The organism is Providencia alcalifaciens (genome assembly GCF_915403165.1).
GTDB classification, from domain to species: Bacteria; Pseudomonadota; Gammaproteobacteria; order Enterobacterales; family Enterobacteriaceae; genus Providencia; species Providencia alcalifaciens_C.
This window is the reverse complement of record NZ_OU659204.1, coordinates 1,664,931-1,688,387: the sequence shown is the minus strand read 5'-3', so window position 1 is coordinate 1,688,387 and position 23,457 is coordinate 1,664,931. Positions and strand designations below refer to the sequence as shown.

Annotated in this window: 18 protein-coding genes and 3 tRNA genes; 10 read left to right on the top strand and 11 right to left on the bottom strand. The window is 42.7% G+C overall.

The window, feature by feature from the left end:
- Window positions 1-11 precede the first annotated feature (11 nt).
- Window positions 12-284 (top strand): putative quinol monooxygenase, encoded by a 273-nt coding sequence (locus LDO73_RS07725; RefSeq protein WP_224060894.1) that lies wholly within the window; start codon window positions 12-14, stop codon window positions 282-284.
- An 81-nt stretch (window positions 285-365) separates the two neighbouring features.
- Here the strand turns inward: LDO73_RS07725 and LDO73_RS07720 are convergent, their stop codons facing one another.
- Window positions 366-1,043 carry a riboflavin synthase subunit alpha gene (locus tag LDO73_RS07720; protein WP_224060893.1) on the bottom strand — a complete coding sequence of 226 codons (678 nt, stop codon included), beginning with the start codon at window positions 1,041-1,043 and terminating at the stop codon, window positions 366-368.
- A gap of 282 nt (window positions 1,044-1,325) precedes the next feature.
- Between LDO73_RS07720 and LDO73_RS07715 the strand changes: the two genes are divergently transcribed.
- From LDO73_RS07715 to LDO73_RS07690, 6 genes are all read left to right on the top strand, one after another.
- On the top strand, window positions 1,326-2,699 hold the full coding sequence (locus LDO73_RS07715) for an MATE family efflux transporter (RefSeq protein WP_224060892.1): 1,374 nt from the start codon (window positions 1,326-1,328) through the stop codon (window positions 2,697-2,699).
- A 159-nt stretch (window positions 2,700-2,858) separates the two neighbouring features.
- Window positions 2,859-2,935 (top strand) — tRNA-Val (locus tag LDO73_RS07710).
- A 41-nt stretch (window positions 2,936-2,976) separates the two neighbouring features.
- Window positions 2,977-3,053, top strand: a tRNA-Val gene (locus tag LDO73_RS07705).
- A 41-nt stretch (window positions 3,054-3,094) separates the two neighbouring features.
- Window positions 3,095-3,171 (top strand) — tRNA-Val (locus tag LDO73_RS07700).
- A gap of 449 nt (window positions 3,172-3,620) precedes the next feature.
- Window positions 3,621-5,033 (top strand): pyruvate kinase PykF, encoded by a 1,413-nt coding sequence (gene pykF, locus LDO73_RS07695; protein ID WP_224060891.1) that lies wholly within the window; start codon window positions 3,621-3,623, stop codon window positions 5,031-5,033.
- Between the two features lie 474 nt (window positions 5,034-5,507).
- Complete coding sequence (locus tag LDO73_RS07690) at window positions 5,508-5,744, top strand: major outer membrane lipoprotein (protein ID WP_004263789.1); 237 nt, start codon at window positions 5,508-5,510, stop codon at window positions 5,742-5,744.
- 107 nt (window positions 5,745-5,851) lie between these two features.
- On the opposite strand, the gene LDO73_RS07685 is transcribed toward LDO73_RS07690, so the two are convergent.
- From LDO73_RS07685 to ydiJ, 9 genes are all read right to left on the bottom strand, one after another.
- Window positions 5,852-6,907: a L,D-transpeptidase family protein gene (locus LDO73_RS07685; RefSeq protein WP_224060890.1), complete on the bottom strand. Its 1,056-nt coding sequence runs from the start codon at window positions 6,905-6,907 to the stop codon at window positions 5,852-5,854.
- Between the two features lie 250 nt (window positions 6,908-7,157).
- Window positions 7,158-7,574 (bottom strand): cysteine desulfuration protein SufE, encoded by a 417-nt coding sequence (gene sufE / locus LDO73_RS07680; RefSeq protein ID WP_154599990.1) that lies wholly within the window; start codon window positions 7,572-7,574, stop codon window positions 7,158-7,160.
- A 72-nt stretch (window positions 7,575-7,646) separates the two neighbouring features.
- Window positions 7,647-8,885, bottom strand: a complete 1,239-nt coding sequence (gene sufS, locus LDO73_RS07675) for a cysteine desulfurase SufS (RefSeq protein ID WP_224060889.1) — start codon at window positions 8,883-8,885, stop codon at window positions 7,647-7,649.
- A 4-nt stretch (window positions 8,886-8,889) separates the two neighbouring features.
- A complete protein-coding gene (sufD, locus tag LDO73_RS07670; protein ID WP_224060888.1) occupies window positions 8,890-10,197 on the bottom strand; it encodes a Fe-S cluster assembly protein SufD in 1,308 nt (435 codons plus the stop codon).
- Entirely contained in the window at window positions 10,172-10,918 is a 747-nt protein-coding gene (gene sufC / locus LDO73_RS07665; protein ID WP_036950422.1) for a Fe-S cluster assembly ATPase SufC, read from the bottom strand. Before sufC ends, sufD begins: the two co-directional genes overlap by 26 nt.
- A 45-nt stretch (window positions 10,919-10,963) precedes the next feature.
- Window positions 10,964-12,463: a Fe-S cluster assembly protein SufB gene (gene sufB / locus LDO73_RS07660; protein ID WP_132494846.1), complete on the bottom strand. Its 1,500-nt coding sequence runs from the start codon at window positions 12,461-12,463 to the stop codon at window positions 10,964-10,966.
- A gap of 16 nt (window positions 12,464-12,479) precedes the next feature.
- Window positions 12,480-12,848 (bottom strand): Fe-S cluster assembly scaffold SufA, encoded by a 369-nt coding sequence (sufA, locus tag LDO73_RS07655; RefSeq protein ID WP_224061153.1) that lies wholly within the window; start codon window positions 12,846-12,848, stop codon window positions 12,480-12,482.
- A 383-nt stretch (window positions 12,849-13,231) separates the two neighbouring features.
- Complete coding sequence (locus LDO73_RS07650) at window positions 13,232-13,648, bottom strand: hotdog fold thioesterase (RefSeq protein WP_154627943.1); 417 nt, start codon at window positions 13,646-13,648, stop codon at window positions 13,232-13,234.
- Complete coding sequence (ydiJ, locus tag LDO73_RS07645; RefSeq protein WP_224060887.1) at window positions 13,645-16,701, bottom strand: D-2-hydroxyglutarate dehydrogenase YdiJ; 3,057 nt, start codon at window positions 16,699-16,701, stop codon at window positions 13,645-13,647. The genes LDO73_RS07650 and ydiJ overlap by 4 nt, the downstream gene beginning before the upstream one ends.
- 254 nt (window positions 16,702-16,955) lie before the next feature.
- Between ydiJ and ydiK the strand changes: the two genes are divergently transcribed.
- Window positions 16,956-18,071 (top strand): AI-2E family transporter YdiK, encoded by a 1,116-nt coding sequence (gene ydiK / locus LDO73_RS07640; protein ID WP_224060886.1) that lies wholly within the window; start codon window positions 16,956-16,958, stop codon window positions 18,069-18,071.
- A 684-nt stretch (window positions 18,072-18,755) separates the two neighbouring features.
- Here the strand turns inward: ydiK and ppsA are convergent.
- Window positions 18,756-21,134: a phosphoenolpyruvate synthase gene (ppsA, locus tag LDO73_RS07635; RefSeq protein ID WP_224060885.1), complete on the bottom strand. Its 2,379-nt coding sequence runs from the start codon at window positions 21,132-21,134 to the stop codon at window positions 18,756-18,758.
- A gap of 280 nt (window positions 21,135-21,414) precedes the next feature.
- Between ppsA and ppsR the strand changes: the two genes are divergently transcribed.
- Window positions 21,415-22,257, top strand: a complete 843-nt coding sequence (ppsR, locus tag LDO73_RS07630) for a posphoenolpyruvate synthetase regulatory kinase/phosphorylase PpsR (RefSeq protein ID WP_224061152.1) — start codon at window positions 21,415-21,417, stop codon at window positions 22,255-22,257.
- 136 nt (window positions 22,258-22,393) lie between these two features.
- The gene (locus LDO73_RS07625; RefSeq protein WP_224060884.1) at window positions 22,394-23,443 is read left to right on the top strand and encodes a 3-deoxy-7-phosphoheptulonate synthase; all 1,050 of its coding nucleotides are present in this window, start codon (window positions 22,394-22,396) and stop codon (window positions 23,441-23,443) included.
- The last annotated feature ends 14 nt before the right edge of the window (window positions 23,444-23,457 follow it).

Sequence of the window (23,457 nt, the reverse complement as noted above, 5' to 3'; positions counted from 1 at the left end):
AGGAGAATGGTATGAGTATTGTTGTATATGCCCAAATCACTACCGAAAAAAAGGATGGGTATTTAACGAAGAAAATCGTTAGCGAAATTGCCAAGCGCAGTCGGATGGAAAAAGGATGTTTGCAGTATGATCTGATGGCAAAAGAAAACGGCTACATTGTGTTTGAAGAGTGGGAAAATGCTCAAGCATTAGAAATGTATCAAAAAAGCACTCATTTTAAACAACTTGTTGACGCGATTGAACGTGACAATGCCACTTTTTCGGTCAATTTTAGTGAGAAGTAATAGAATACTTCGGTGAATTTATCACCTACCGATTCAACAGGTTATAGCTCTGCATAGAGCTATAACCTCATCAAATAAAAACTAGATTGATGATTTCTCGTTGTCTACTGAGTCTTCACTTTCTTGTTTCTGCTTCAATAATATTTCTTGCTCTTTCTGATGCAAAACACGCTCAACAGTATCAACAATAGCTTGAGTTTGTGGATCAATCTCAATGTTGACTTTATGACCAAGTCGCTTGCTACCCAGTGTTGTTCTCGCCAACGTTTCTGGGATCAGATGCACACAAAAGCGGTTATTAATAACATCACCGACCGTTAAGCTGATTCCGTCAATCGCCACAAATCCCTTATGTAAGATATATTTCATCAAGGCTTTATCATAAATAGATAGCCAAACTTGATGGTTATCTTCAGAGGTGAAAATCTTGCTAATTTCTGCAGTGGTCACGATATGACCCGAAACCACATGTCCGCCAATTTCATCACCATATTTAGCAGCACGTTCAATATTAACCACATCCCCTTCTTTTAACTCACCTAAATTAGTGAGGCGCAATGTCTCTTTGATTAAATCAAAGCTAACATTTTCCCCCTCAATTTTAGTCACGGTTAAACAGCAACCGTTATGCGCAACGGACGCCCCCGTTTCTAAACCCACTAATAATTCCGGCGTGAATTTCATGACATGAGTACGGAAATTAGCTCTTTCCGTGATTGCGATAATTGGAGCGGTTCCTTGAACAATGCCTGTAAACATAATGACTCTCAGTGCAGTGAATTAATGAACTCAGTTTACCTAAGAATTTTCAGAGATCTATCTTATTTGAGTGGTTATATTTATGCTGCCATCACAAAATATTTAAACTATTTCTATACAAATCTGCTGTTTTATTATTCTTATCGATAACTATGTTGGATTGGTTACATAAAAGAGATAGAATAAGGGGTTAGCATTAACTATCTGATTTTTTAGTAAATCATAGAATTTCATTCCGCTTTTTTCTTTTTTTAATTCGAAACTTATTGTAAAGGTGTATGCGTGCAGAAATATATTACAGAAGCGCGTAGCTTGCTGGCTCTCGGTATCCCTATCTTCTTCGCCCAATTTTCCCAAACCGCAATGGGGTTTGTGGACACTATTATGGCGGGAAGTGTTAGCGAAATCGAAATGTCAGCTGTGGCTGTTGGTTTTTCTATTTGGTTGCCTGCTATTTTATTAGGGCAAGGTATTCTCATGGCACTCACGCCAATCATTGCTCAAATGAACGGTTCGGGTCGTAGAAACCTGATTGGCGACCAAGTTCAACAAGGCTTGTGGTTAGCCTTTATTTTAGGCATTAGTATCATGTTGCTGTTATATAACAGTAAATTGATCATCAGCAATATGCCTCATATTGACCAAGAGTTAGCCGATAAATCGGTTCGCTTCCTACACGCGATTATGTGGGGAGCCCCGGGTTACCTATTTTATCAAGTATACCGTAGCCAGTGTGAAGGCTTATCAAAAACAAAACCCGGCATGGTGATTGGTTTTCTTGGCTTGATGGTTAATATTCCGGTGAACTATATCTTCATTTATGGTCACTTTGGCGTACCTGCCTTAGGTGGTGTCGGTTGCGGTGTGGCAACAGCAACGGTGTATTGGGCAATGTGCCTGATGATGAGATGGTATGTTAAGCACGCACCAAACCAGAGAGATATTCGCCCTGCTCAACCATTAGGCGCGCCAAACCCGGATATTTTGAAACGCATTATTGTGCTCGGAACACCGATTGGATTAGCGCTGTTTTTTGAAGTCACACTGTTTGCGGTTGTTGCCCTATTGGTCGCACCTTTAGGGGTTGTTGCGGTCGCAGGCCACCAAGTAGCACTTAACTTTAGTTCTGTGATGTTTATGTTCCCATTATCAATGGGTATCGCTGTCACTATCCGAGTTGGTTATAACTTGGGACGTCAGTCTACCGAAGCCGCAAAAGTCTCTTCCTATACTGGGCTAGCGGTGGGATTAACTTTAGCTTGCTTAACGGCCATCTTTACCAGCACGTTCCGTGAACCTATCGCGATGATGTATAACAAGAATCCTGAAGTGGTTGTTTTGGCATCTAGCTTGATGCTCTATGCCGCGCTTTATCAGCTTTCAGATTCTATTCAAGTTATTGGGGCCGGTGTGTTACGTGGATATAAAGATACTCGCTCTATTTTCTTTATTACCTTTACGGCGTATTGGATTTTAGGTTTACCATCTGGCTATATTTTGGCGTTAACCGACTTCATTACCGAACCGATGGGGCCAAAAGGTTTCTGGTTAGGATTTATTATCGGACTCACCGCTGCAGCTATTGGTATGGCAACACGAATTTTGTGGATCCACCGCCAACCTGACAGCACCGTTTTATTACGTTCAACGCGATAATTGGCGTAATTTTCAGCATTTTATGGTAAGGCGGCGAATGTTTTTCTGCGAATAGTTTTAAATACGAGCAAACTCTCGCGAAATTACATTTTCTCCTTGCCAGATTGACAGCAGAACGTTAATATTCGTCCCCGTCGTTAAAGCAGTAATAATTGATATGCGTCCGTAGCTCAGTTGGTTAGAGCACCACCTTGACATGGTGGGGGTCGGTAGTTCGAGTCTACTCGGACGCACCATTTAAACTTATCATTAACGACAAACAAAGTTTCACCTCAGTGCGTCCGTAGCTCAGTTGGTTAGAGCACCACCTTGACATGGTGGGGGTCGGTAGTTCGAGTCTACTCGGACGCACCATTTAACTTTGTCATCAGTGACAAACTAAGCTTCATCTCAGTGCGTCCGTAGCTCAGTTGGTTAGAGCACCACCTTGACATGGTGGGGGTCGGTAGTTCGAGTCTACTCGGACGCACCATTCTACTTATCCTGAATCATTATTTATCCTGAGCCCTACTTACCCTGATTAGAATTGCTTTTTGCAAATATCATATTTGTCTTGATTGTGATTTTGTTTTCCCTTATTTTGTTGCGCAACCCACTTTCAACTGAAAATCTCGCTGTTGTTTGATCTTAATTACTTCTGCATCAAATTTAGCAAAATTTGATTTGTCTCACAGTTTGATGTTGTTTATAATAATCCCACATGCTGAAAGGTTTCAACAAAGACAAATCAGCATGTTAGCATTAATGAAAAATGTCATCTACACTATAATAAGAGTCAAAAAGTGACGTTTTTTAAATAACCAGATTTTGAATACCAGACTGTCGCCTATTCTTATAAATGAGTTGCGCAACATAGACTATCTTGCGCATTAAGCATCGGCGGCAATACCGATTTCCTTTATAACCATTAGATAGACTGCCATGAAAAAAACCAAAATTGTTTGTACCATCGGTCCAAAAACCGAATCAGAAGAGAAATTAACTCAGTTATTGGATGCAGGCATGAACGTCATGCGCCTTAACTTCTCCCACGGTGACTATGAAGAACACGGTCAACGTATCAACAACCTCCGCTCTGTCTGTGCAAAAACCGGTAAACAAGCAGCTATTCTGCTGGACACTAAAGGTCCAGAAATCCGTACCATGAAACTGGAAGGCGGCAATGATGTTTCTCTCGTTGCAGGTCAGACTTTCACTTTCACAACAGATACTTCTGTTGTCGGTAACCAAGAACGCGTTGCAGTGACTTACCCTGGCCTGACCAAAGACCTGAAAGTAGGTGATACCGTTTTAGTTGATGATGGCTTAATCGGTATGACCGTAACCAACATCACTGCAACTGAAGTGATCTGCCAAGTATTAAACAATGGCGATCTTGGTGAGAAAAAAGGTGTTAACTTACCGGGCGTTTCTATCGGTTTACCTGCGCTGGCAGAAAAAGATAAAGAAGATCTCGTTTTCGGTTGCCAACAAGGTGTCGACTTTGTTGCAGCTTCATTTATCCGTAAACGTTCAGACGTTGAAGAAATTCGTGCTCACCTGAAAAAACACGGTGGCGAAAATATTCAAATCATCTCTAAAATCGAAAACCAAGAAGGTTTAAATAACTTCGACGAAATCCTTGAAGCCTCTGACGGTATCATGGTCGCTCGTGGTGACTTAGGGGTTGAGATCCCTGTAGAAGAAGTTATCTTCGCCCAAAAAATGATGATTGAAAAATGTGTTAAAGCGCGCAAAGTCGTTATCACTGCGACTCAAATGCTAGACTCAATGATCAAAAACCCACGCCCTACCCGTGCAGAAGCGGGTGACGTTGCAAACGCCATCTTAGACGGTACTGATGCTGTTATGCTGTCTGGGGAAAGTGCGAAAGGTAAGTATCCAGTTGAAGCTGTGACTATCATGGCAACTATCTGTGAACGTACTGACCGCGTTATGCCAACCCGTGTTGAAAATCAAAAACCAACCCAGCGCTTACGTGTGACTGAAGCTGTCTGCCGTGGTGCCGTTGAAATGTCTGAAAAACTGGATGTGCCATTAATCGTTGTTGCAACTTATGGTGGTAAATCTGCAAAATCAGTACGTAAATATTTCCCTACTGCACCAATTCTGGCTCTGACAACTAACGAAGAAACTGCTCGTCAGTTGCTGTTAGTTAAAGGCGTTATTCCAATGATCGTGGGTCCTTTCGAATCAACCGATGATTTCTATCGTGAAGGTAAACGTGCGGCGCTGGAAAGCGGATTAGCAGGAGAAGGTGATGCAGTCGTGATGGTATCCGGGGCATTAGTACAAAGTGGTACAACAAATACCTCATCAGTACATGTTCTGTAGTTGTCTTGCATAACAGTTGTCTTGCATAACAGTTGTCCTGCATAACCTAGCGTGACATTAACCCTATTGCTTCACTGCAGTAGGGTTTTTTATTATCTGGAATAACTAAAATTTAGTAATCAGAGCGAAACATAATTTCAATAAGTTACGTTATGATCCACGAAGATATAATTCACCCAGATTTTGATTACAAAGCATTTACAAAACAAATCATAAAACGATAACTATTCGCTCAAATTTCAAACTAAACAACCCTTAATTGAAATTTTTATTCGTTTTCACCCTGTTAAATATAAAGTATTTCTAGCAAAACTTTGAATTACGTACTAGCATAAGACTTAGTAAGTACCATACCCTAATTTACATTAGGTTGTTTTAAAGGGATAGAGGTAGCTTTAAGATAACGCTCTTAAGTCTATTTTTTGGTTACTTGCTTTTATATTTTCAAGATAAATCAATCTAGAGGGTAAAATAATGATTCGTACTAAAATTGTACTGGGCTCTATCGTATTAGCTTCAGCATTACTGGCGGGTTGTTCTAACAGCACTGAAGTGCAAAAGCTCTCTTCAGACGTGCAAACGCTGAACGGTAAAGTTGACCAACTGAGCAACGATGTTCAGTCACTGCGTTCTGATGTACAAACTGCACAAGAAGAAGCAGCTCGTGCAAACCAACGTCTGGACAACCAAGTACGTACTTACAAAAAATAAGTTCGGCTTGATGTTATCTAGAAAAGCTTAATAGCTGAATTATTGTTGAGGGCCTATTTTATAGGCCCTTATTTTTTACTTCGAAACTCATTTAAGATAGAAAGTCATTAGCTTTTAAATGACTGATATTTCGCAGGAATAGAAGATTTTACTTCCCCTTCAAACATAGGTTGTGGTTGAGTAATCGTGAATGGCGCAATTGGTTTTAATTGCTGATAATCGCGTTTCATCGATTCTGAATCATCCCCCACATTCACCCTAACTGGCAGTCCTGAACGTCTAGATAGCTCTGCCTGAACTTTCGCTTTATCAATTCCCGGATTACTCGCTAAAAACGCTTGAAAATCTTCAGTCAGTTTGATTGGCATTGTCTGTGGGTCATCACTGTCTTTACGTGACAATGGTTGATGCACTTCAATGTAATAGCTACCATCTGGCTCTTTTGCATATTTAACTGGCTGATCGATAACTTGAACGCGTGCTCCTTTTGGAACATGAGTAAACAGTGCCTTAATATCATCTGGGCGTAAACGAATACAGCCAGAGCTAACACGCATACCAATACCAAAATTGGCGTTAGTGCCGTGGATTAAGTATTCGCCACGACCATAAGAAAGGCGTAACGCATACAGTCCCATAGGATTTTCTGGGCCTGCAGGCACCACCGCCGGAAGTGTAATACCCTGCTGCGCATAATGTTTACGGATATTCGTGGTCGGTGTCCATGTTGGGTCTTTAATCAATTGGCTAATTGACGTCACCATTTCAGGTGTGTCTCGCCCTAGCTGACCAATGCCAATCGGATACACTGCCACTTTATGGCTGTTTTCAGGGTAATAATAAAGGCGCATTTCCGCCAAGTTAATCACGACACCTGTACGCGGTGTCGAAGGTAATAACATTTGAGCAGGAATAATCAGCGATTTACCTACTTCAGGTAAATAAGGGTCTGTCCCTGGATTCGCCTCTAACATCGCTAACAAACCAATCTGATAGTCGCTTGCGATAGCTTCCAGTGGGCGTCCATCGTTAGGCACCACATAGGTGATATTTTCCCCGATCAGGCGTGTGTTGTTATTGGGTAATGGATAATCTTTAGCCTGCGCTGGTGCTAGCACCGCACTCATGACAAACAGACTTACCGCCGTCAAAACTCTTTTCATACCTACTCCAAGGAAAATAAGATTCATTACAAAATTCAAACAATATCGCTCATAATAGCAACTATCTCGAATATCTTTAATACTTAATAAATATTTTAGCCTGCTAATAATTTGAATGTGAGCTAACTTTGTCTCATTATTGTTAGTTTAACAATAAAATACAGTGAGTTACTTAGGTATATTTTCTAGGATAAAAATACTAGGAAGAAAAGAAAAGTGTGGGAAATTCTGACAATTTCCCACAGAGTACTTAAAGAAGTTGGTGAGCTCGCGCTAAAATCGACTTGATCATGCCATTTAAACCTTGAGTCCGAGAAGGTGTCAGATGCTGTTCAAGAGCCAATTGCTGGAAAAAGTGTTTTACATCCACTGTAAGGATCTGTTCAGGTGTTTTTCCTTGAAAGAGAATAATCACAATCGCTACTAACCCTTTAACAATAGCGGCATCACTATCTCCAGCAAGAACAACATGACCATCCGGTTGTTTTTGCATATCAATCCACACTTGGCTTTGGCAACCCGCTATCAAGTTATCATCCACCTGTTGAGCTTCAGATAACGCAGGTAAACGCCCGCCCAGTTCAATCATATACAAATAGCGCTCTTCCCAATCTTGGCAACGTGCAAAATTGCGTAATAGCTTCGCTTCATCGGGTAACGCCGACATAATTTTTCCTTCTATCTATTTGCTACAATCTCTATTTACTGCAATACGGTGGCTTCGATATACCGTCGGTGTCTAGCCGAGTAATTGCTTAACGCGCAATAATGCATTGTACAATGCATCGATATCCTGCTTAGTCGTATAAACACCAATAGATGCCCGGCACATCGCTGGAACTTGATAATGCTCCATTAATGGCATCGCACAGTGGTGCCCAGTACGAATGGCAATCCCATATCTATCTAGAAATGCCCCAACATCATAAGCATGATGTTCACCTAAATTAAAGGCTATCACACCTTCACGTTGGTCATTTCCATATAAACGAAGAGAAGGCACTTGCTTAAGCAAATCCGTCGCATATTGCATCAATTGCTTTTCATACGCAAAAGTTTCGCTTAATCCAAGTCTATTGAGATAGTCTAAAGCTGCGCCTAAACCAATCATACCGCTGATATTCGGTGTACCAGCTTCAAATCGCCATGGAATATCCGCAAATGTAATCCCTTTTTTCAGGCTGACTTGGCGGATCATCGCTCCGCCACCTTCCCAAGGAGGCATCTGCTCAAGCAATGCCTTTTTGCCGTAGAGGATCCCAATACCTGTTGGCCCGTATAGCTTATGCCCTGAACACACATAAAAATCGCAATCCAGCGCTTGTACATCCACCTGCTGATGCATCGCCCCTTGCGCACCATCCACTAGGATAGCCAGCATGTTTTCATACTGCCCTGCAATTTCACGCGCTTGCGAAATCAATTTTTTCACCGGGTTAACGGTACCAAGCACATTGGAAATATGAGTAAAACTAAATAGCTTTGTGCGCGCATCTATGAGTTGTTCGAGCTGAGTAATATCAAGAGTACCATCCTCAAGAATAGGCAGAATTCGCACTTCAAAACCACGCTCTTGCGCCAACATAAACCAAGGAACGATGTTCGCGTGGTGCTCCATCTCAGTGATAATAATATTATCACCCTGCTGGATAAACTGACGCCCAAAGCTATTAGCAACAAGGTTAATCCCTTCCGTCGTCCCTTTAACAAACACTATCTCTTCAGGGGAAGCCGCGTGCAAAAAATCCGCTGCTTTTTGGCGAACATTCTCCACCAACGTGGTGGCATTCGCGCTTAGCGTATGAACCCCACGATGCACTGCCGCATATTGATACAACGTAAATTGACTCTCAGCATCCACAACCTGCTGAGGCTTTTGAGCACTCGCCGCGCTATCTAAATAGACCAACGGATGGTTATTCACTAATTGTGCTAAGGCAGGAAAATCCTGCCTGACTGCTTCAACATCAAATGGCATCGGTTTACACCTCCGCTAAGCGTTGATGAATACTCGCCATCACGGCCTGTTTTAACCCATCGATAGTAATAGATTCGGTTAACTCAGCTGCGAATGCATTGATAATCATCTGCTTAGCAGCTTGGCTACCAATCCCTCTAGAGCGTAGATAAAAGAGTTGCTCATCATCGATACGCCCAACTGTTGCCCCATGACCACATTTCACGTCATCGGCATAAATCTCCAGTTGAGGCTTAGTGTCAATTTCCGCTTTTTCACCCAGTAACAGGGTATTGTTAGTCATTTGACCGTCTGTTTTCAGCGCATTAGGGTCAACTTTGATCATACCGTTGAATACCGCTTTGCTGCTATCCATGGCGATCACTTTATGCAACTGTCGGCTATTACAATAACCCGCATTATGCTCAAGATAGCTACGTGTGTCGGCTATTTCATTACCTTGCGGCAACAACAGGCTGTTTAACTCAAATTCCGTATTTTCACCGTCAAGACGGCTACTTGTATGATGACGAGTTAGCCCTGCACCTAATAAAAAGCTGCTACTTTTCACTTGGCTATCGCGTCCCACCACAATGTCATTGTGGGCAAAGTGCTGAGCCTGTGGGTTTTCTGTCATCAGCTTAAAATGGGTAAACTGAGTGTTATCTCCCACTTCGACAGTCAAGCGCCCTCCAGTGAGATGCGGTTGGTCATCTAAGCTGACAAAATGTTCAATTACTTGAGACTGGCTATTATTTCCCAGAGTCAAATGGTAGCGATATTGACTCATGTTCATCGAGCTTGGATCATGGCTGCCGCTGGAGATATTCAATAAATAGAGTGGCTTAGTAGCAACTTTATTGGCAGCTAACTGGATAATAAGCGGTTGAGCCGCTAGGCATTCCGTTAAATGTAAGAAAATCTCGCTACTCACCGCATCAGGAAGCCAGTCTTGGCTATCGAGCAGAGAAACTTGAAACTCTCCCGTATCGACAGAACTGAGTTCCGCATTGTAACGTCCATCCACCAGCACAATACGATAAGCATCGATAGCTAATGCGAGCCCCTCACTTAGCGGTACCTGCTGTTCTTGTGAGCTAAAACGGTAGTGGGTATTTAACACGCTATTTAACGGAGTATAGTGCCAATCTTCATGACGAAAAGCTGGCAGCCCAACGTGTTTAGCGAGGCTCCAATGGGTTTGAGCGTGCTGAGATTTTCTACCTAATCCTTGCTCATATAGCGTTTCAAAACGGCGCATTGCCTGCTGATTTAAAGCATCAACCGCAGCGCGTTTTTCCGCTCTTTCACTGTTGGTCAATAAGCCAGCCATAGCCTTGCTCCTCCAGTTTTTTCGCTAAACTGAAATCACCGGATTTGATGATTTTCCCTTGATACAGGACGTGCACAAAATCAGGTTTTACATAGTCCAAAATACGCTGATAATGGGTCACGATAATGAATGAACGCTCAGGAGTACGCAGTGAATTTACGCCATTGGAGACGATTTTTAGCGCATCGATATCTAAACCAGAATCGGTTTCATCTAAAATACATAACTTAGGTTCTAACGCCGCCATCTGCAAAATGTCATTACGTTTTTTCTCTCCACCGGAGAAACCCACGTTAACTGAACGAGTGAGCAAGTCTTGTGGCATATCCAATAATTCAATTTTATCTTCGATGAAATCTTGGAAATCAAAGCGGTCTAACGCCTCTTGCTGGCGATATTCACGCACTGCATTCACTGACGTTTGCAGGAAAAATTGGTTACTCACACCCGGAATTTCAACCGGATATTGGAATGCAAGAAAGATCCCTTCACCCGCACGTTCTTCAGGATCTAACTCAAGTAAATCCTTACCGTTGAACGTCACTTCACCACTATCAATTTGGTAATCTTCACGGCCTGCGAGGGTTGCAGATAAGGTGCTTTTACCCGAACCGTTTGGCCCCATAATGGCATGAACTTCCCCTGGTTTAATTTCCAGTGACAGCCCTTTTAAGATTTCATTACCTTCTACACTTACATGTAAATCTTTAATACTTAACATATCAACATGCCTTTAGCGCTCAAGCGCAACTAAACTTGGTTAGGATCAGCCCACACTGTGTTCTAAGCTGATAGCCAATAATTTTTGTGCCTCAACGGCAAACTCTAATGGCAATTCTGAGAAAACATCTTTACAGAAGCCGTTAACAATCATTGAGATAGCATCATCTTCGCTGATCCCACGTTGTAAGCAATAAAACAGCTGGTCTTCACCAATGCGCGAAGTTGTCGCTTCATGTTCTAATTGCGCAGTATTGTTCTTCACTTCCACATACGGGAAGGTATGAGCGCCACATTGAGTGCCAATCAGCATGGAGTCGCATTGGGTAAAGTTACGGGCGTTGTGTGCACTCGGGAGTATTTTGACAAGTCCACGATAACTATTTTGGCTTTTACCTGCCGAGATCCCTTTCGAGATAATCGTTGAGCGGGTATTTTTGCCGATGTGGATCATTTTAGTGCCCGTATCGGCTTGTTGGTTACCGTTGGTCAGCGCGACAGAGAAAAATTCCCCGACAGAGTTATCCCCTTTTAAAATCACGCTTGGGTATTTCCACGTAATGGCAGAACCCGTTTCGGATTGTGTCCATGACATTTTGGAATTTTCCCCTTCGCACAGGGCACGCTTAGTGACGAAATTGAGAATTCCCCCCGTTTCGCTATCACCACCTGAGAACCAGTTTTGAACTGTCGAGTACTTCACTTCCGCATCTTTATGGATAATCACTTCCACAACAGCCGCGTGTAATTGGTAGCTATCTCTCACCGGTGCTGAACACCCTTCGATGTAGCTCACATAACTGCCTTCATCGGCAATTAAGATCGTGCGTTCAAATTGCCCTGTTTTTGCCGCATTAATACGGAAATAGGTCGATAACTCCATAGGACAACGCACCCCTTTCGGGATGTAAACAAAGGTTCCGTCCGATGCCACAGCTGCATTCAGTGCAGCAAAAAAGTTATCGTGACTGGAGACGACGCTACCTAAATATTTTTGCACCAGTTCAGGGTATTCTTGAATAGCTTCACTGAACGAGCAGAAAATAATCCCGTGTTTGGCTAAGTCGCCACGGTAGGTTGTCGATACAGAAACGGAGTCAAAAATTGCATCTACCGCAACTTTGCTGCCTTCGCGGACAGGTACTCCGAGCTGATTAAAGGCATCTTCGACTTCGCTCGTCAGGTAATTCGCTTCTTCCGCTGCGCCTGTTGATTGCGTCGCGCCTGGTTGTGAACCACAGGCATCATCACACGACCCGCAAGATGGCGCGGAATAATAGCTATAATCTTGGTAATCCAGATTTGGATAATGGGCTTTCAGCCAGTGTGGCTCTTCCATGCCTTTCCAGTGGTTAAAGGCATCAAGACGAAATTGCAGCATCCACTCAGGTTCATTACGTTTCGCAGAAATGGCGCGAACCACATCTTCATTTAGCCCTTTCGCCATCTCATCGGTGGCAACTTGGGTAAAAAAGCCTTCTTTATAACGTTTTTCATCAAGCCAGCTTTGAACATCTTCACCAACTTCTACATTGCTCTGAGACATAATCTAGCTTCACAAGTTAAACGCCGAAGCTTTCACCACACCCACAGGCATGTTGAGCTTTCGGGTTATTAAATTTAAAAATATGGTTAAGCCCTTCTTGGACATAATCCACTACCGTACCATCAATGAATGGCATTGCTTTTTTAGGCACATACAAATGAGCACCATCGAGTTCAAACACTAAGTGGTCATCAGTTGGGTTTTCAATCATCTCGAAGACGTATCCAAAACCTGCACATCCCGACTGTTTCACGCCGAGGGATAAACCTTTGCTATTGGGTGTTTGAAGAACCAATTTATTGATCTGTTTAGCGGCACTTGGGGTTAGGCTGACGCCCTGCCATGAATTTTCGTCCAATGAAAATGTTTCTACACCATTAGTCATATTGACCTCACTTTTCTTATGGTTTTTCAGCCTGTTATCAGCGATTTCTTCTCTATATGACATGGTAATGATTACCCATATGACTTCAACCATTTGTTTTAAGAGGTTATAGCGATGAGAACGGTTTATTGGCAGGGTTTTAGTTTATGGAGATATCTAACCAATTAATAATTAAGAAATAAATTTCATTCATGACAATGTTTTTTATGTATTATTGAGTACATAAAAATAACACAAATTAATAAAGTGATATTCAGTTTAAAACCACATTGATTAAATAAGAATAAATAAATTAGATAGGTTATAACGAATTGATATGAAGGATAAATATATGATTGATACCCTCAAATAAACTGAGGGTATCTGAAGAAACAACCTGCTGATTATTCAAACAATACAGCGGTCGTTAAACGGGAAGTGCAACACAGTTGGTCTTTCTCGTTAAAAATTTCGATATTCCACACTTGCTGACGACGCCCCAGATGAATCGGTTTGCATACGCCTCTCACCACGCCTTCTCGCGCCGCTCGAATATGGTTTGCGTTAATTTCCACGCCAACTACACGTTGATCACCTTCACTGCATAGGTAGCCAGCGATTGAACCTAAGGATTCAGCCAACACAACCGAGGCACCACCGTGTAGCAAGCCAAAAGGCTGTTTGGTGCGATGGTCGACTGGCATGGTACCTTCAAGGTAGTCATCACCAAAGCCTGTAATTTCAATCCCTATGTGGCCTAACATACAGCTTTCAGCCATCGCCGCCATTTGTTGTAAGTTAAATTGACGCTTCCAAATCATGAAACAATCTCCAGTAAGGCTTGAATTGGGTGTTTGATTGCCGTTTTTTCCATTCGTTTTACTTGGCTACGACAAGAATATCCCGAACTTAAGCAGCGTTCTAGGGGCAGTTTTTCTATCGCAGGTTTCCACGATAGGTTGTAAATACCTTTTGAATTTTCAAGGTTAGCCACTTCATGACCATAAGTCCCAGCCATTCCACAGCATCCAACACTCACGTTAGTAAGTTTGCGTCCATAACGGTAAAACAGTGTCGCCCATTGATTGGTGCTATTGGGTAATGCCGTTGATTCAGTGCAGTGACCAAAGAGATACCAAGGCTGCTCATCCACTCCCTCATTTTTAGTTTGTTCAGGTAATGAAATTAGCCATTCATGAGCCAGCATTACCGTAAATTGGCATTGCTGCTCACCTAAAATTTCGTGGTACTCATCGCGATAACACAGCACCAATGCAGGGTCGACACCCACCATCGGTAATTGCAGTTTAGCAACGCGATTTAAAAAATCCGATGTTTTACGTGCGGTTTTCGCAAAACGGCTTAAGAAACCTTTGATATGCTGTGCTTTGCCATTCGGTGAGAATGGAAGTAACACAGGTTTATAGCCCAACTTTTCAATCAGACGAACAAAATCCACCACCACTTTTGCATCGTAGTAGCTGGTGAATGGGTCTTGCACCACGAGCACATGCTTTTCACGCTGGCTGGCGGACATTCCTTCAAGCTGTTCCAATGTCAGGGAGGTCGCTGCATGCCCTGATAATTCCTGTTTCAGCGTCGGTTGAGAAAATAACGGTAAATCCACCATACCAATGGTGTGCTCGCTAAGTTTCTGAACCACCGTTTGACGCAAGAAGAAGTTAAAAACGCCCGGCGCTTTTGACATTAACGGAGCGCTGGCTTCCACATTCGCCACAATATGGTCACGAACAGGTCGCAAGTAACGGCTATGGTACAGAGCAAGAAATTTTGCGCGGAAAGACGGCACATCAATTTTAATTGGGCATTGAGTCGAGCACGCCTTACAGGCTAAACACCCAGACATCGACTCTTTCACTTCATGGGAAAAATCATAATCCCCTTGCTTCGCCCGCCATGAGTTACGCGTTTTTTCAATCAATCCACGTAACGATGGAGACTCGCTTTTCACACCCTTTTCAATTTGCTCTGGTGTGACGCCCTGCTCCGCCAATAAACGTAGCCATTCACGAACTAACGTTGCACGACCTTTCGGTGAATGCACACGCTGGCGGCTAATTTTCATCGATGGACACATTTGACTTTTTACATCAAAGTTAAAACAGAGCCCGTTGCCGTTACAATCCATCGCTCCTCGGAACTCTTGGCGTATTTGAACGGGAATTTGGCGATCATATGTGCCGCGTTTAGCTGCATCCACTTGTTTCATTGGGGCATCGATACCCGCTGGTGGACAAATTTTTCCGGGGTTCAATCGGTTATCTGGGTCAAATGCCGCCTTAATATTGCGCAGCTCACTGTAAAGAACTTCACCAAAGAATTCTGGGCTATATTGTGCTCTGAAGCCTTTACCGTGTTCCCCCCACAGCAACCCGCCATATTTTGCGGTCAAAGCAACAATCTCATCCGAAATTTGCTTCATTAATATTTCTTGCTGAGGGTCGCACATATCTAATGCTGGGCGAACGTGTAAAACACCCGCATCCACATGACCAAACATCCCGTAATTCAGTTTATGACTATCCAAGAGCGCTCTGAACTCCGCAATATAATCTGCTAGATGTTCTGGTGGTACGCAAGTATCCTCAACAAATGGGATGGGTTTCGCAGCACCTTTACTGTTGCCCAATAATCCCACCGCTTTTTTACGCATATTATAGATACGGGTAATATCAGCAAGATCATGGCAAACTTGGTAGCCAATCACCCCCGCTTGATGGCTCGCCATCAATTCATCAAGCCGCTGGCATAAGCTATCAGTCAAACGATTAATTTCCTCTTCATCATCGCCACTAAACTCAACAATATTCAGCCCAAGCATCTCTTTATTCGGCACATCAGTGATCAGCGATTTTACAGAGTGCCAAACAATATCTTCTTTTGCGAGGTTCAGAACTTTCGAGTCGACAGTTTCTACCGAGAGCGCTTGCGCCTGCACCATGAATGGTGCGTTACGCAACGCGGATTCAAATGAATCATATTTGACGTTCACTAAACGGCGCACTTTCGGTAGCGGCGTGATATCCAGTGTGGCTTCCGTAATAAACGCCAGTGATCCTTCAGACCCCGTTAAAATTCGCGTTAAATCAAACTGAGTAAGGTCATCATTAAAAACATGGCGTAAGTCATAGCCCGTTAAAAATCGGTTTAGTTTTGGAAATTTTTCTTCGATTAACGGACGTTGCACTAAGCAGCGTTCAAGTACGGTTTTATAGATACGCCCTTCGACTGAATCTTCCAACGCAATCGTTTGGGCGAGTTCGATAGGCATAGCACGAGTATCGAGGCAAGCCCCCCCTAAAACCATCGCTTTGACACCTAAAACATGGTCTGACGTTTTGCCATACACTAATGATCCCTGTCCAGAGGCATCAGTGTTGATCATTCCGCCCAGTGTCGCACGGTTACTTGTAGATAGCTCTGGAGAGAAAAAGTAGCCATACGGTTTTAGAAATTGGTTAAGTTGGTCTTTGATCACGCCAGCTTCAACTTTTACCCATCCCTGTTCTGGGTTGATTTCTAAAATTCGATTCATATAGCGGGACATGTCCACCACAATCCCTTCAGTGAGCGATTGCCCATTGGTGCCCGTTCCCCCGCCGCGTGGTGTGAAACTTAATTCGCGGTATTTGTCTTGCCCTGCAAGGCGCGTAATAATTTGTACGTCAGCGCTGGAACGCGGGAAGATGACGGCTTGAGGTAACAGTTGATAAATACTGTTGTCAGTGGCCATGGATAAGCGCTCAGCGTAACTGGTGCCAGTATCACCAGTAAAACCTTGCTGTTGTAGCTCGTGCAGAAATTGGATAGCTAGCTGACTAAGATGTGGTGCTTCAGATATACGCGGGATCATTGTTAATCATGACTCTTGTTGTTGAGTAATCGCATTTGTCGTTATGTACTATCTTTAGTTTAAGTAGCACAATAGGCACAAGGTTTATTGGAGTGTTTCCTCGCCGCCTGTAAAGATAGCGCATCTGCCGGTGACATTGTCAGTAAAACCATATCACAATATCGTTTCTTTTAAGCATGAAAAATAATTACGTTATTTTCACCTGTAAAAGCACTAACCTCACAGAATTTTCATTTGTTAAGGATTGATCATTAATGGAAAAATCGCAAAAACGTTTGGATTTACCCAAACTCGTCCTTGGACTGCTCTCCATTATCTTTATGATAGCGACCTGTTTTTGGGTCTTAAGCCCATTTATTTTAGGATTCGTATGGGCGGGGATGATGGTGATTGCTACTTGGCCAATTCTCTTACGACTACAAGCACGCCTTTGGAATAAGCGCTGGCTTGCTTCGCTGACCATGGTTCTACTGATCTTCCTTCTTTTTGTTATTCCAACCAGTATTTTGATTGGCAGCATTATTCAAAACAGTGCACCACTTATCGAATTGGCGAAGTCACCAACCAGTATCACCTTGCCGGCTTTAGAATGGCTGAATCAAGTGCCCATGGTCGGAGAAAAACTGTACTACGCTTGGCACAGCTTAGTGGCGAGTGGCGGTAACGCGTTATTAGCTAAAGTTCAACCTTATTTCGGTCAAGCCGCGGGATGGTTTGCAACGCAGGCCGTTAGTGCTAGCCGCTTCTTATTCCACCTCGTATTAATGCTACTGTTTAGTGGATTGCTCTATTATAAAGGTGAGCTGGTGACAATCGGTGTTCGTCACTTTGCCGTACGTCTTGCGGGCATCCGTGGTGATGCTGCAGTGGTACTTGCAGCACAATCTATTCGTGCAGTCGCGCTTGGCGTGGTTGTTACTGCGTTAATTCAAGCCATTGTAGGTGGCGTCGGTTTAGCGCTATCTGGTATTAGTTATGCTGCCATTTTAACGGTCTTGATTTTTATCTGCTGCGTCGCACAACTTGGCCCACTATTAGTCATGGTCCCTTCCGTTCTGTGGCTATTTTGGACGGGGGATACCACTTGGGCAATTATTCTCGGTGTCTGGGCTGCAGTTGTTGCCACGATGGATGGCGTGCTACGACCTTGGCTAATTAAGATGGGCGCAGATCTTCCTATGGTGCTTATTTTAGTGGGTGTTATCGGTGGTATCTTATCATTCGGTATGATTGGCTTATTCATTGGCCCTGTGGTATTAGCGGTTTCTTATAGCCTGCTCAAAGCATGGATGAATGAAGTGGCACCACCAAGTGAAAATTTAGATGCCACCGAAAAATTCCTTGAAGAAGAATTCTTAATGAAGAAATAAATTTCATTTAATTCGAGAAAACATGTTTCATTTTGAACATGTTTTCTTGATTATCTATTCTCATTAATATTTAGAAACAATATTTAACACACTACTGTTAGTTTTTATCTTTAATTATGTTAATATTCCCTCCATCGAATGAATAATCATTTGGGAACAACAAGTAATATTTTATTAAGAGTGTTCCGAGTGATTAACTTATTTAAACAGTTTAATATATCTCTGTTAATATCTCGTCGATAACGAATTAATAAGTTATGTTATTTAATTTCTAACGTGACTTACTTAACCAAATTGCTGTGTGTAGTCTTTGCCTGTCAGCCCATGATAGGCTTTTTTTTTATCTCTCCATCCCCCACACCTAGCCCTCACTATTGCCTAGACAATATAATATTCCAATTACTCTCTCTATACGTAATTACGCATAATTAGAGTAGTGGATTTAATGGTTTTAATTATTTAATAAATTTTTATTTAACATTAATAATGAATCTATTTATGAGACTATAGTTTTATTTTGCTGAAAATCTGAATAATATATTATGAATATTTACGTAAATTAAACTTATACTGAGTTTAATTCTATCGCTGTAATAGGTTGTCTCTATATATAAATAAAGGTCGGTAAATAATAATTATTTACCGACCTTCTTATAATGAACAATCTAAAAATGAATAATTAAATTATTGATTTTCAGCGATTGTTAGCCAAGTTTTCACAACAGTGTCTGGATTCAACGATAGGCTATCAATGCCCTCATCCACCAGCCATTGTGCGAAATCTTGGTGGTCTGATGGACCTTGGCCACATATACCAACATATTTGTTCTGACGCTTCGCAGCCTTGATTGCCATTGACAACATTGCCTTAACTGCATCATTACGTTCATCAAACAATTCAGATACAACACCAGAGTCTCTATCAAGACCGAGGGTTAACTGAGTCATGTCGTTAGAACCAATGGAGAAGCCATCAAAATGTTCAAGGAACTGGTCAGCTAGCAGTGCGTTAGATGGGATTTCACACATCATAATCACTTTTAAGCCATTCTCACCACGTTTCAGGTCATGTTTTGCCAGCTCAGCAACCACAGACTCGGCTTGCGCTACTGTGCGAACAAATGGAATCATCACTTCAACGTTAGTCAGACCCATTTTGTTGCGAACGCGTTTAACAGCTTCACACTCCAGTGCAAAACATGCACGGAAGCTATCCGACACATAACGCCCAGCCCCACGGAAGCCCAGCATTGGGTTTTCTTCTTTAGGTTCATAAATATCCCCACCGACTAAGTTGGCATATTCATTGGACTTGAAGTCAGATAAACGCACGATCACGCGTTTTGGCCAGAATGCCGCGGCGAGTGTTGAAATCCCTTCCGTCAGCTTGCTAACGTAGAATTCAACAGGGTCGTCATAGCCGACCATCATATTGCGGATTTCTGCTTGCAATTCTGGAGTTTGAGCATTGAACTCTAACAGTGCTCTTGGATGAACACCAATCATGCGGTTGATGATAAATTCGAGTCTCGCTAAGCCGACACCTTCGTTTGGTAAACAAGCAAAATCAAATGCACGATCTGGGTTACCCACGTTCATCATGATTTTGACGTTCAAGTCAGGCATGTTATCCACTTCGGAGCTATGAATTTCAAAATCTAATTTGCCATCATAAACGAAGCCTGTATCCCCTTCAGAACAAGAAATCGTGACTTCTTGGTCTTCTTTCAAGCGCTCAGTTGCATCTCCACAACCAACAACTGCTGGGATCCCAAGTTCACGCGCGATAATCGCCGCATGGCAAGTACGACCGCCACGATTTGTTACGATAGCAGCGGCTTTTTTCATGATAGGTTCCCAATCAGGATCCGTCATGTCCGTCACTAATACGTCACCCGGCTGAATTCTATCCATCTCACTCAAGTTATGGATAACTTTGACCGAACCTGCACCAATACGATGACCGATTGAACGACCTTCAACTAAGACCTGCCCTTGGCCTTTCAGTTGATAGCGTTCCATAACCTGCTGGTTAGAACGAACAGTTTCTGGACGTGCTTGAACAATATACAGACGACCATTATGGCCATCTTTTGCCCACTCAATATCCATTGGACGACCGTAGTGTTTTTCGATCTGTAAAGCTTGGCGAGCCAGCTCTTCCACTTCGTGATCAGCTAAAGAGAAACGATTGCGTAGTGCTTCTGGCACATCTTCAATCTTCACTTGTTTGCCGTGCTCTTTACTGTCGGCATAGACCATCTGCAATTTTTTAGAACCTAGTGTACGACGTACAATCGCAGGCTTATTATTTTGCAGGGTTGGTTTATGAACATAGAACTCATCTGGGTTTACCGCGCCCTGTACGACCATCTCACCAAGACCATAAGCGGAGGTAATAAAGACGACTTGGTCAAAACCAGACTCAGTATCGATAGTAAACATAACACCGGAAGAAGCGAGGTCAGAACGTACCATTCTTTGCACACCCGCAGATAACGCGACGCCACGATGGTCGTAGCCTTGGTGTACACGGTAAGAAATAGCACGGTCATTAAACAGCGATGCAAATACATGTTTAATGGCAACCAATACCGCATCAATCCCTTGAACGTTGAGGAATGTCTCTTGCTGCCCAGCAAATGAGGCATCAGGCATATCTTCAGCGGTTGCTGATGAGCGAACAGCGAATGACGCTTCTGCTTCACCTTCAGACAATTGAAGGAAAGCTTCACGAATATCCTGCTCTAATGCTTGCGTCAATGGAGTATCAATCACCCATTGGCGGATCTGAGCACCGGCTACCGCCAGTTGGTTCACATCATCAATATCCGTTTCATCTAGCAGGTTGTAAATACGCTGGTTTACACCGCTCTGCTCCAGAAAATCATTAAACGCCTGTGCGGTTGTCGCAAAACCGTTTGGTACGGATACACCAAGATCGGACAAGTTGGTGATCATTTCACCGAGGGAAGCGTTTTTGCCTCCAACACGGTCAACATCGTTCATCCCTAATTGGTTATACCAAAGTACATTACACGGAGTGAGGCCATTTGTGGACATTGAAAGCGATCCTTTTATAGCAATTTAGTGACAGACAACAAATCGTAAAAAATCTCGTTGGCGAAAATTCGCCTCGCGACTAGACTAGCACAGACGTTATGGGAAGATGGACTGGTGAATCGTTCCATCAATTAATAAAATTTTTTTGTTCTAAAAATTGTTCAAAATTTGTCTATACTTCCCCCAGAAATGATTTTTAAACGTTTATTCACTTACAATATTTTTCAAAACTCAGAAAAAATACGATAAAAAGAAGCCAGTTATGAGCGAATTAAATTCTATGAGTAAAAATGCCAGCCAAGTCCAACGTACCGTTTTTTTCATCTCTGATGGTACCGCAATCACCGCTGAAACGTTAGGGCACGCCGTCTTATCTCAATTCCCATTATCCTTTATTTCTTACACCTTGCCGTTCGTTACCACACAAGCTCGAGCGCTTGAAATTAAACAAAAAATCGACACAATCTATGCTGAAACAGATCTTCGACCTCTGGTGTTTTATTCAATAATTTCCCCGGAAGTGAAAGAAATCATCACTCAAAGCGCGGGTTTCTGTCAGGATATCGTACAAAGTTTGGTCGCTCCAATACAGCGAGAAGTCGGGTTAGAACCCGAGCCAAAACTTAATCGTACTCACGGGTTATCCATGCAAAATATGAATCAATATGATGCCCGTATTGCAGCAATTGAATATACCCTTGCTCACGATGATGGCATTTCATTACGTAACCTTGAGCAAGCGCAAGTGATCTTAATTGGTGTCTCTCGCTGCGGCAAAACACCAACAAGCTTATATTTAGCAATGCAATTTGGCATACAGGCCGCCAACTACCCATTCACTGCCGATGATATGGATAATTTGCAGCTGCCTGTCGCATTACGCCCCTATACCCATAAGCTTTTTGGTTTAACCATCAGCCCTGAACGCCTTGCAGCAATTCGTGAAGAGCGACGTGAAAATAGCCGTTACGCCTCACTTCGCCAGTGTCGTATTGAAATTGCTGAAGTAGAAGCCCTATTTAGACAGAATAAAATCAATTACTTAAATACTACCAACTACTCTGTTGAAGAAATTTCAGCGAAAGTAATTGATACGATGGGATTACAGCGTCGTATTTTTTAACAAAATAAAATATAAAAAATTATTCATTCAACCCAAGTTGGTGGTTTGAATTTGAGCCAGTTTCGTTTATTGTGACCTTAGTCACTAATACGGCTGTACGAAATGGCTCAGCCGAGTAAAAGTTTTGAGAAACAAAATGCATAAAACAGATGAGTTACGAACTCAGCGAGTGGACAGTTTAATTACACCACAAGCGCTCGCTGAGGAATTTCCGATATCCCAAATAATCGCCGACAACGTGACAGCGTCACGTAAGCGAATTGAAAAGATCTTATCCGGTGAAGACCCGCGTTTGCTGGTGATTGTAGGTCCTTGCTCTATTCATGACATTGATGCCGCAATTGAATACGCTAATAAGCTAAATACGTTACGTCAAAAATATCAAGACCGTTTAGAAATTGTCATGCGCACCTATTTTGAAAAACCGCGTACCGTTGTGGGCTGGAAAGGCTTAATTTCTGACCCGCTCCTTGATAATTCATGCCAAGTGAATACTGGTATCCGTTTAGCGCGCAAGCTTTTGATTGAAGTTAATCAATTAGGATTAGCAACCGCTACTGAATTCCTCGACATGGTAACGGGGCAATATATTGCGGACTTAATTAGCTGGGGAGCGATTGGTGCTCGTACCACTGAAAGCCAAATCCATCGTGAAATGGCATCGGCGCTCTCCTGCCCTGTTGGTTTTAAAAACGGTACAGACGGCAATATCAATATCGCTATTGATGCTATTCGTGCCGCCAAAGCGCAACATATGTTTTTATCGCCAGATAAGAACGGGCAGATGACAATCTACCAAACCAGTGGTAACCCTCATGGGCATATCATTATGCGTGGTGGCAAAAAGCCTAACTATGAAGCACAGTACATTTCACAAGCTTGTGAAAAATTAAATGAATTTGGTTTAGCTGAGCATTTAGTGGTGGACTTCAGCCATGGTAACTGCCAGAAAATTCATCGTCGCCAATTAGATGTGGCGCAGGATATTGCTCAACAAATTAAGCAAGGTTCCACAGCAATTAGTGGTGTGATGGCAGAAAGCTTCTTAAAAGAAGGTAATCAAAAAATCTGTGCAGACCAACCTCTTGTTTATGGTCAATCGATTACCGATCCATGTTTAGGTTGGGAAGATACCGAACAGTTGATTGAAATTCTGGCTGACGCTGTTAACTTCCGCTTTAAATAAGTCTCGCTGTCCAC

Excerpts from the sequence above, each read along its gene's own strand:
- LDO73_RS07725 (WP_224060894.1), top strand. The coding sequence starts at position 12 with ATGAGTATTGTTGTATATGCCCAAATCACTACCGAAAAAAAGGATGGG.
- LDO73_RS07720 (WP_224060893.1), bottom strand. The coding sequence starts at position 1,043 with ATGTTTACAGGCATTGTTCAAGGAACCGCTCCAATTATCGCAATCACG.
- pykF (WP_224060891.1), top strand. The coding sequence starts at position 3,621 with ATGAAAAAAACCAAAATTGTTTGTACCATCGGTCCAAAAACCGAATCA.
- LDO73_RS07690 (WP_004263789.1), top strand. The coding sequence starts at position 5,508 with ATGATTCGTACTAAAATTGTACTGGGCTCTATCGTATTAGCTTCAGCA.
- LDO73_RS07685 (WP_224060890.1), bottom strand. The coding sequence starts at position 6,907 with ATGAAAAGAGTTTTGACGGCGGTAAGTCTGTTTGTCATGAGTGCGGTG.
- sufE (WP_154599990.1), bottom strand. The coding sequence starts at position 7,574 with ATGTCGGCGTTACCCGATGAAGCGAAGCTATTACGCAATTTTGCACGT.
- sufS (WP_224060889.1), bottom strand. The coding sequence starts at position 8,885 with ATGCCATTTGATGTTGAAGCAGTCAGGCAGGATTTTCCTGCCTTAGCA.
- sufD (WP_224060888.1), bottom strand. The coding sequence starts at position 10,197 with ATGGCTGGCTTATTGACCAACAGTGAAAGAGCGGAAAAACGCGCTGCG.
- sufC (WP_036950422.1), bottom strand. The coding sequence starts at position 10,918 with ATGTTAAGTATTAAAGATTTACATGTAAGTGTAGAAGGTAATGAAATC.
- sufB (WP_132494846.1), bottom strand. The coding sequence starts at position 12,463 with ATGTCTCAGAGCAATGTAGAAGTTGGTGAAGATGTTCAAAGCTGGCTT.
- sufA (WP_224061153.1), bottom strand. The coding sequence starts at position 12,848 with ATGACTAATGGTGTAGAAACATTTTCATTGGACGAAAATTCATGGCAG.
- LDO73_RS07650 (WP_154627943.1), bottom strand. The coding sequence starts at position 13,648 with ATGATTTGGAAGCGTCAATTTAACTTACAACAAATGGCGGCGATGGCT.
- ydiJ (WP_224060887.1), bottom strand. The coding sequence starts at position 16,701 with ATGATCCCGCGTATATCTGAAGCACCACATCTTAGTCAGCTAGCTATC.
- ydiK (WP_224060886.1), top strand. The coding sequence starts at position 16,956 with ATGGAAAAATCGCAAAAACGTTTGGATTTACCCAAACTCGTCCTTGGA.
- ppsA (WP_224060885.1), bottom strand. The coding sequence starts at position 21,134 with ATGTCCACAAATGGCCTCACTCCGTGTAATGTACTTTGGTATAACCAA.
- ppsR (WP_224061152.1), top strand. The coding sequence starts at position 21,415 with ATGAGTAAAAATGCCAGCCAAGTCCAACGTACCGTTTTTTTCATCTCT.
- LDO73_RS07625 (WP_224060884.1), top strand. The coding sequence starts at position 22,394 with ATGCATAAAACAGATGAGTTACGAACTCAGCGAGTGGACAGTTTAATT.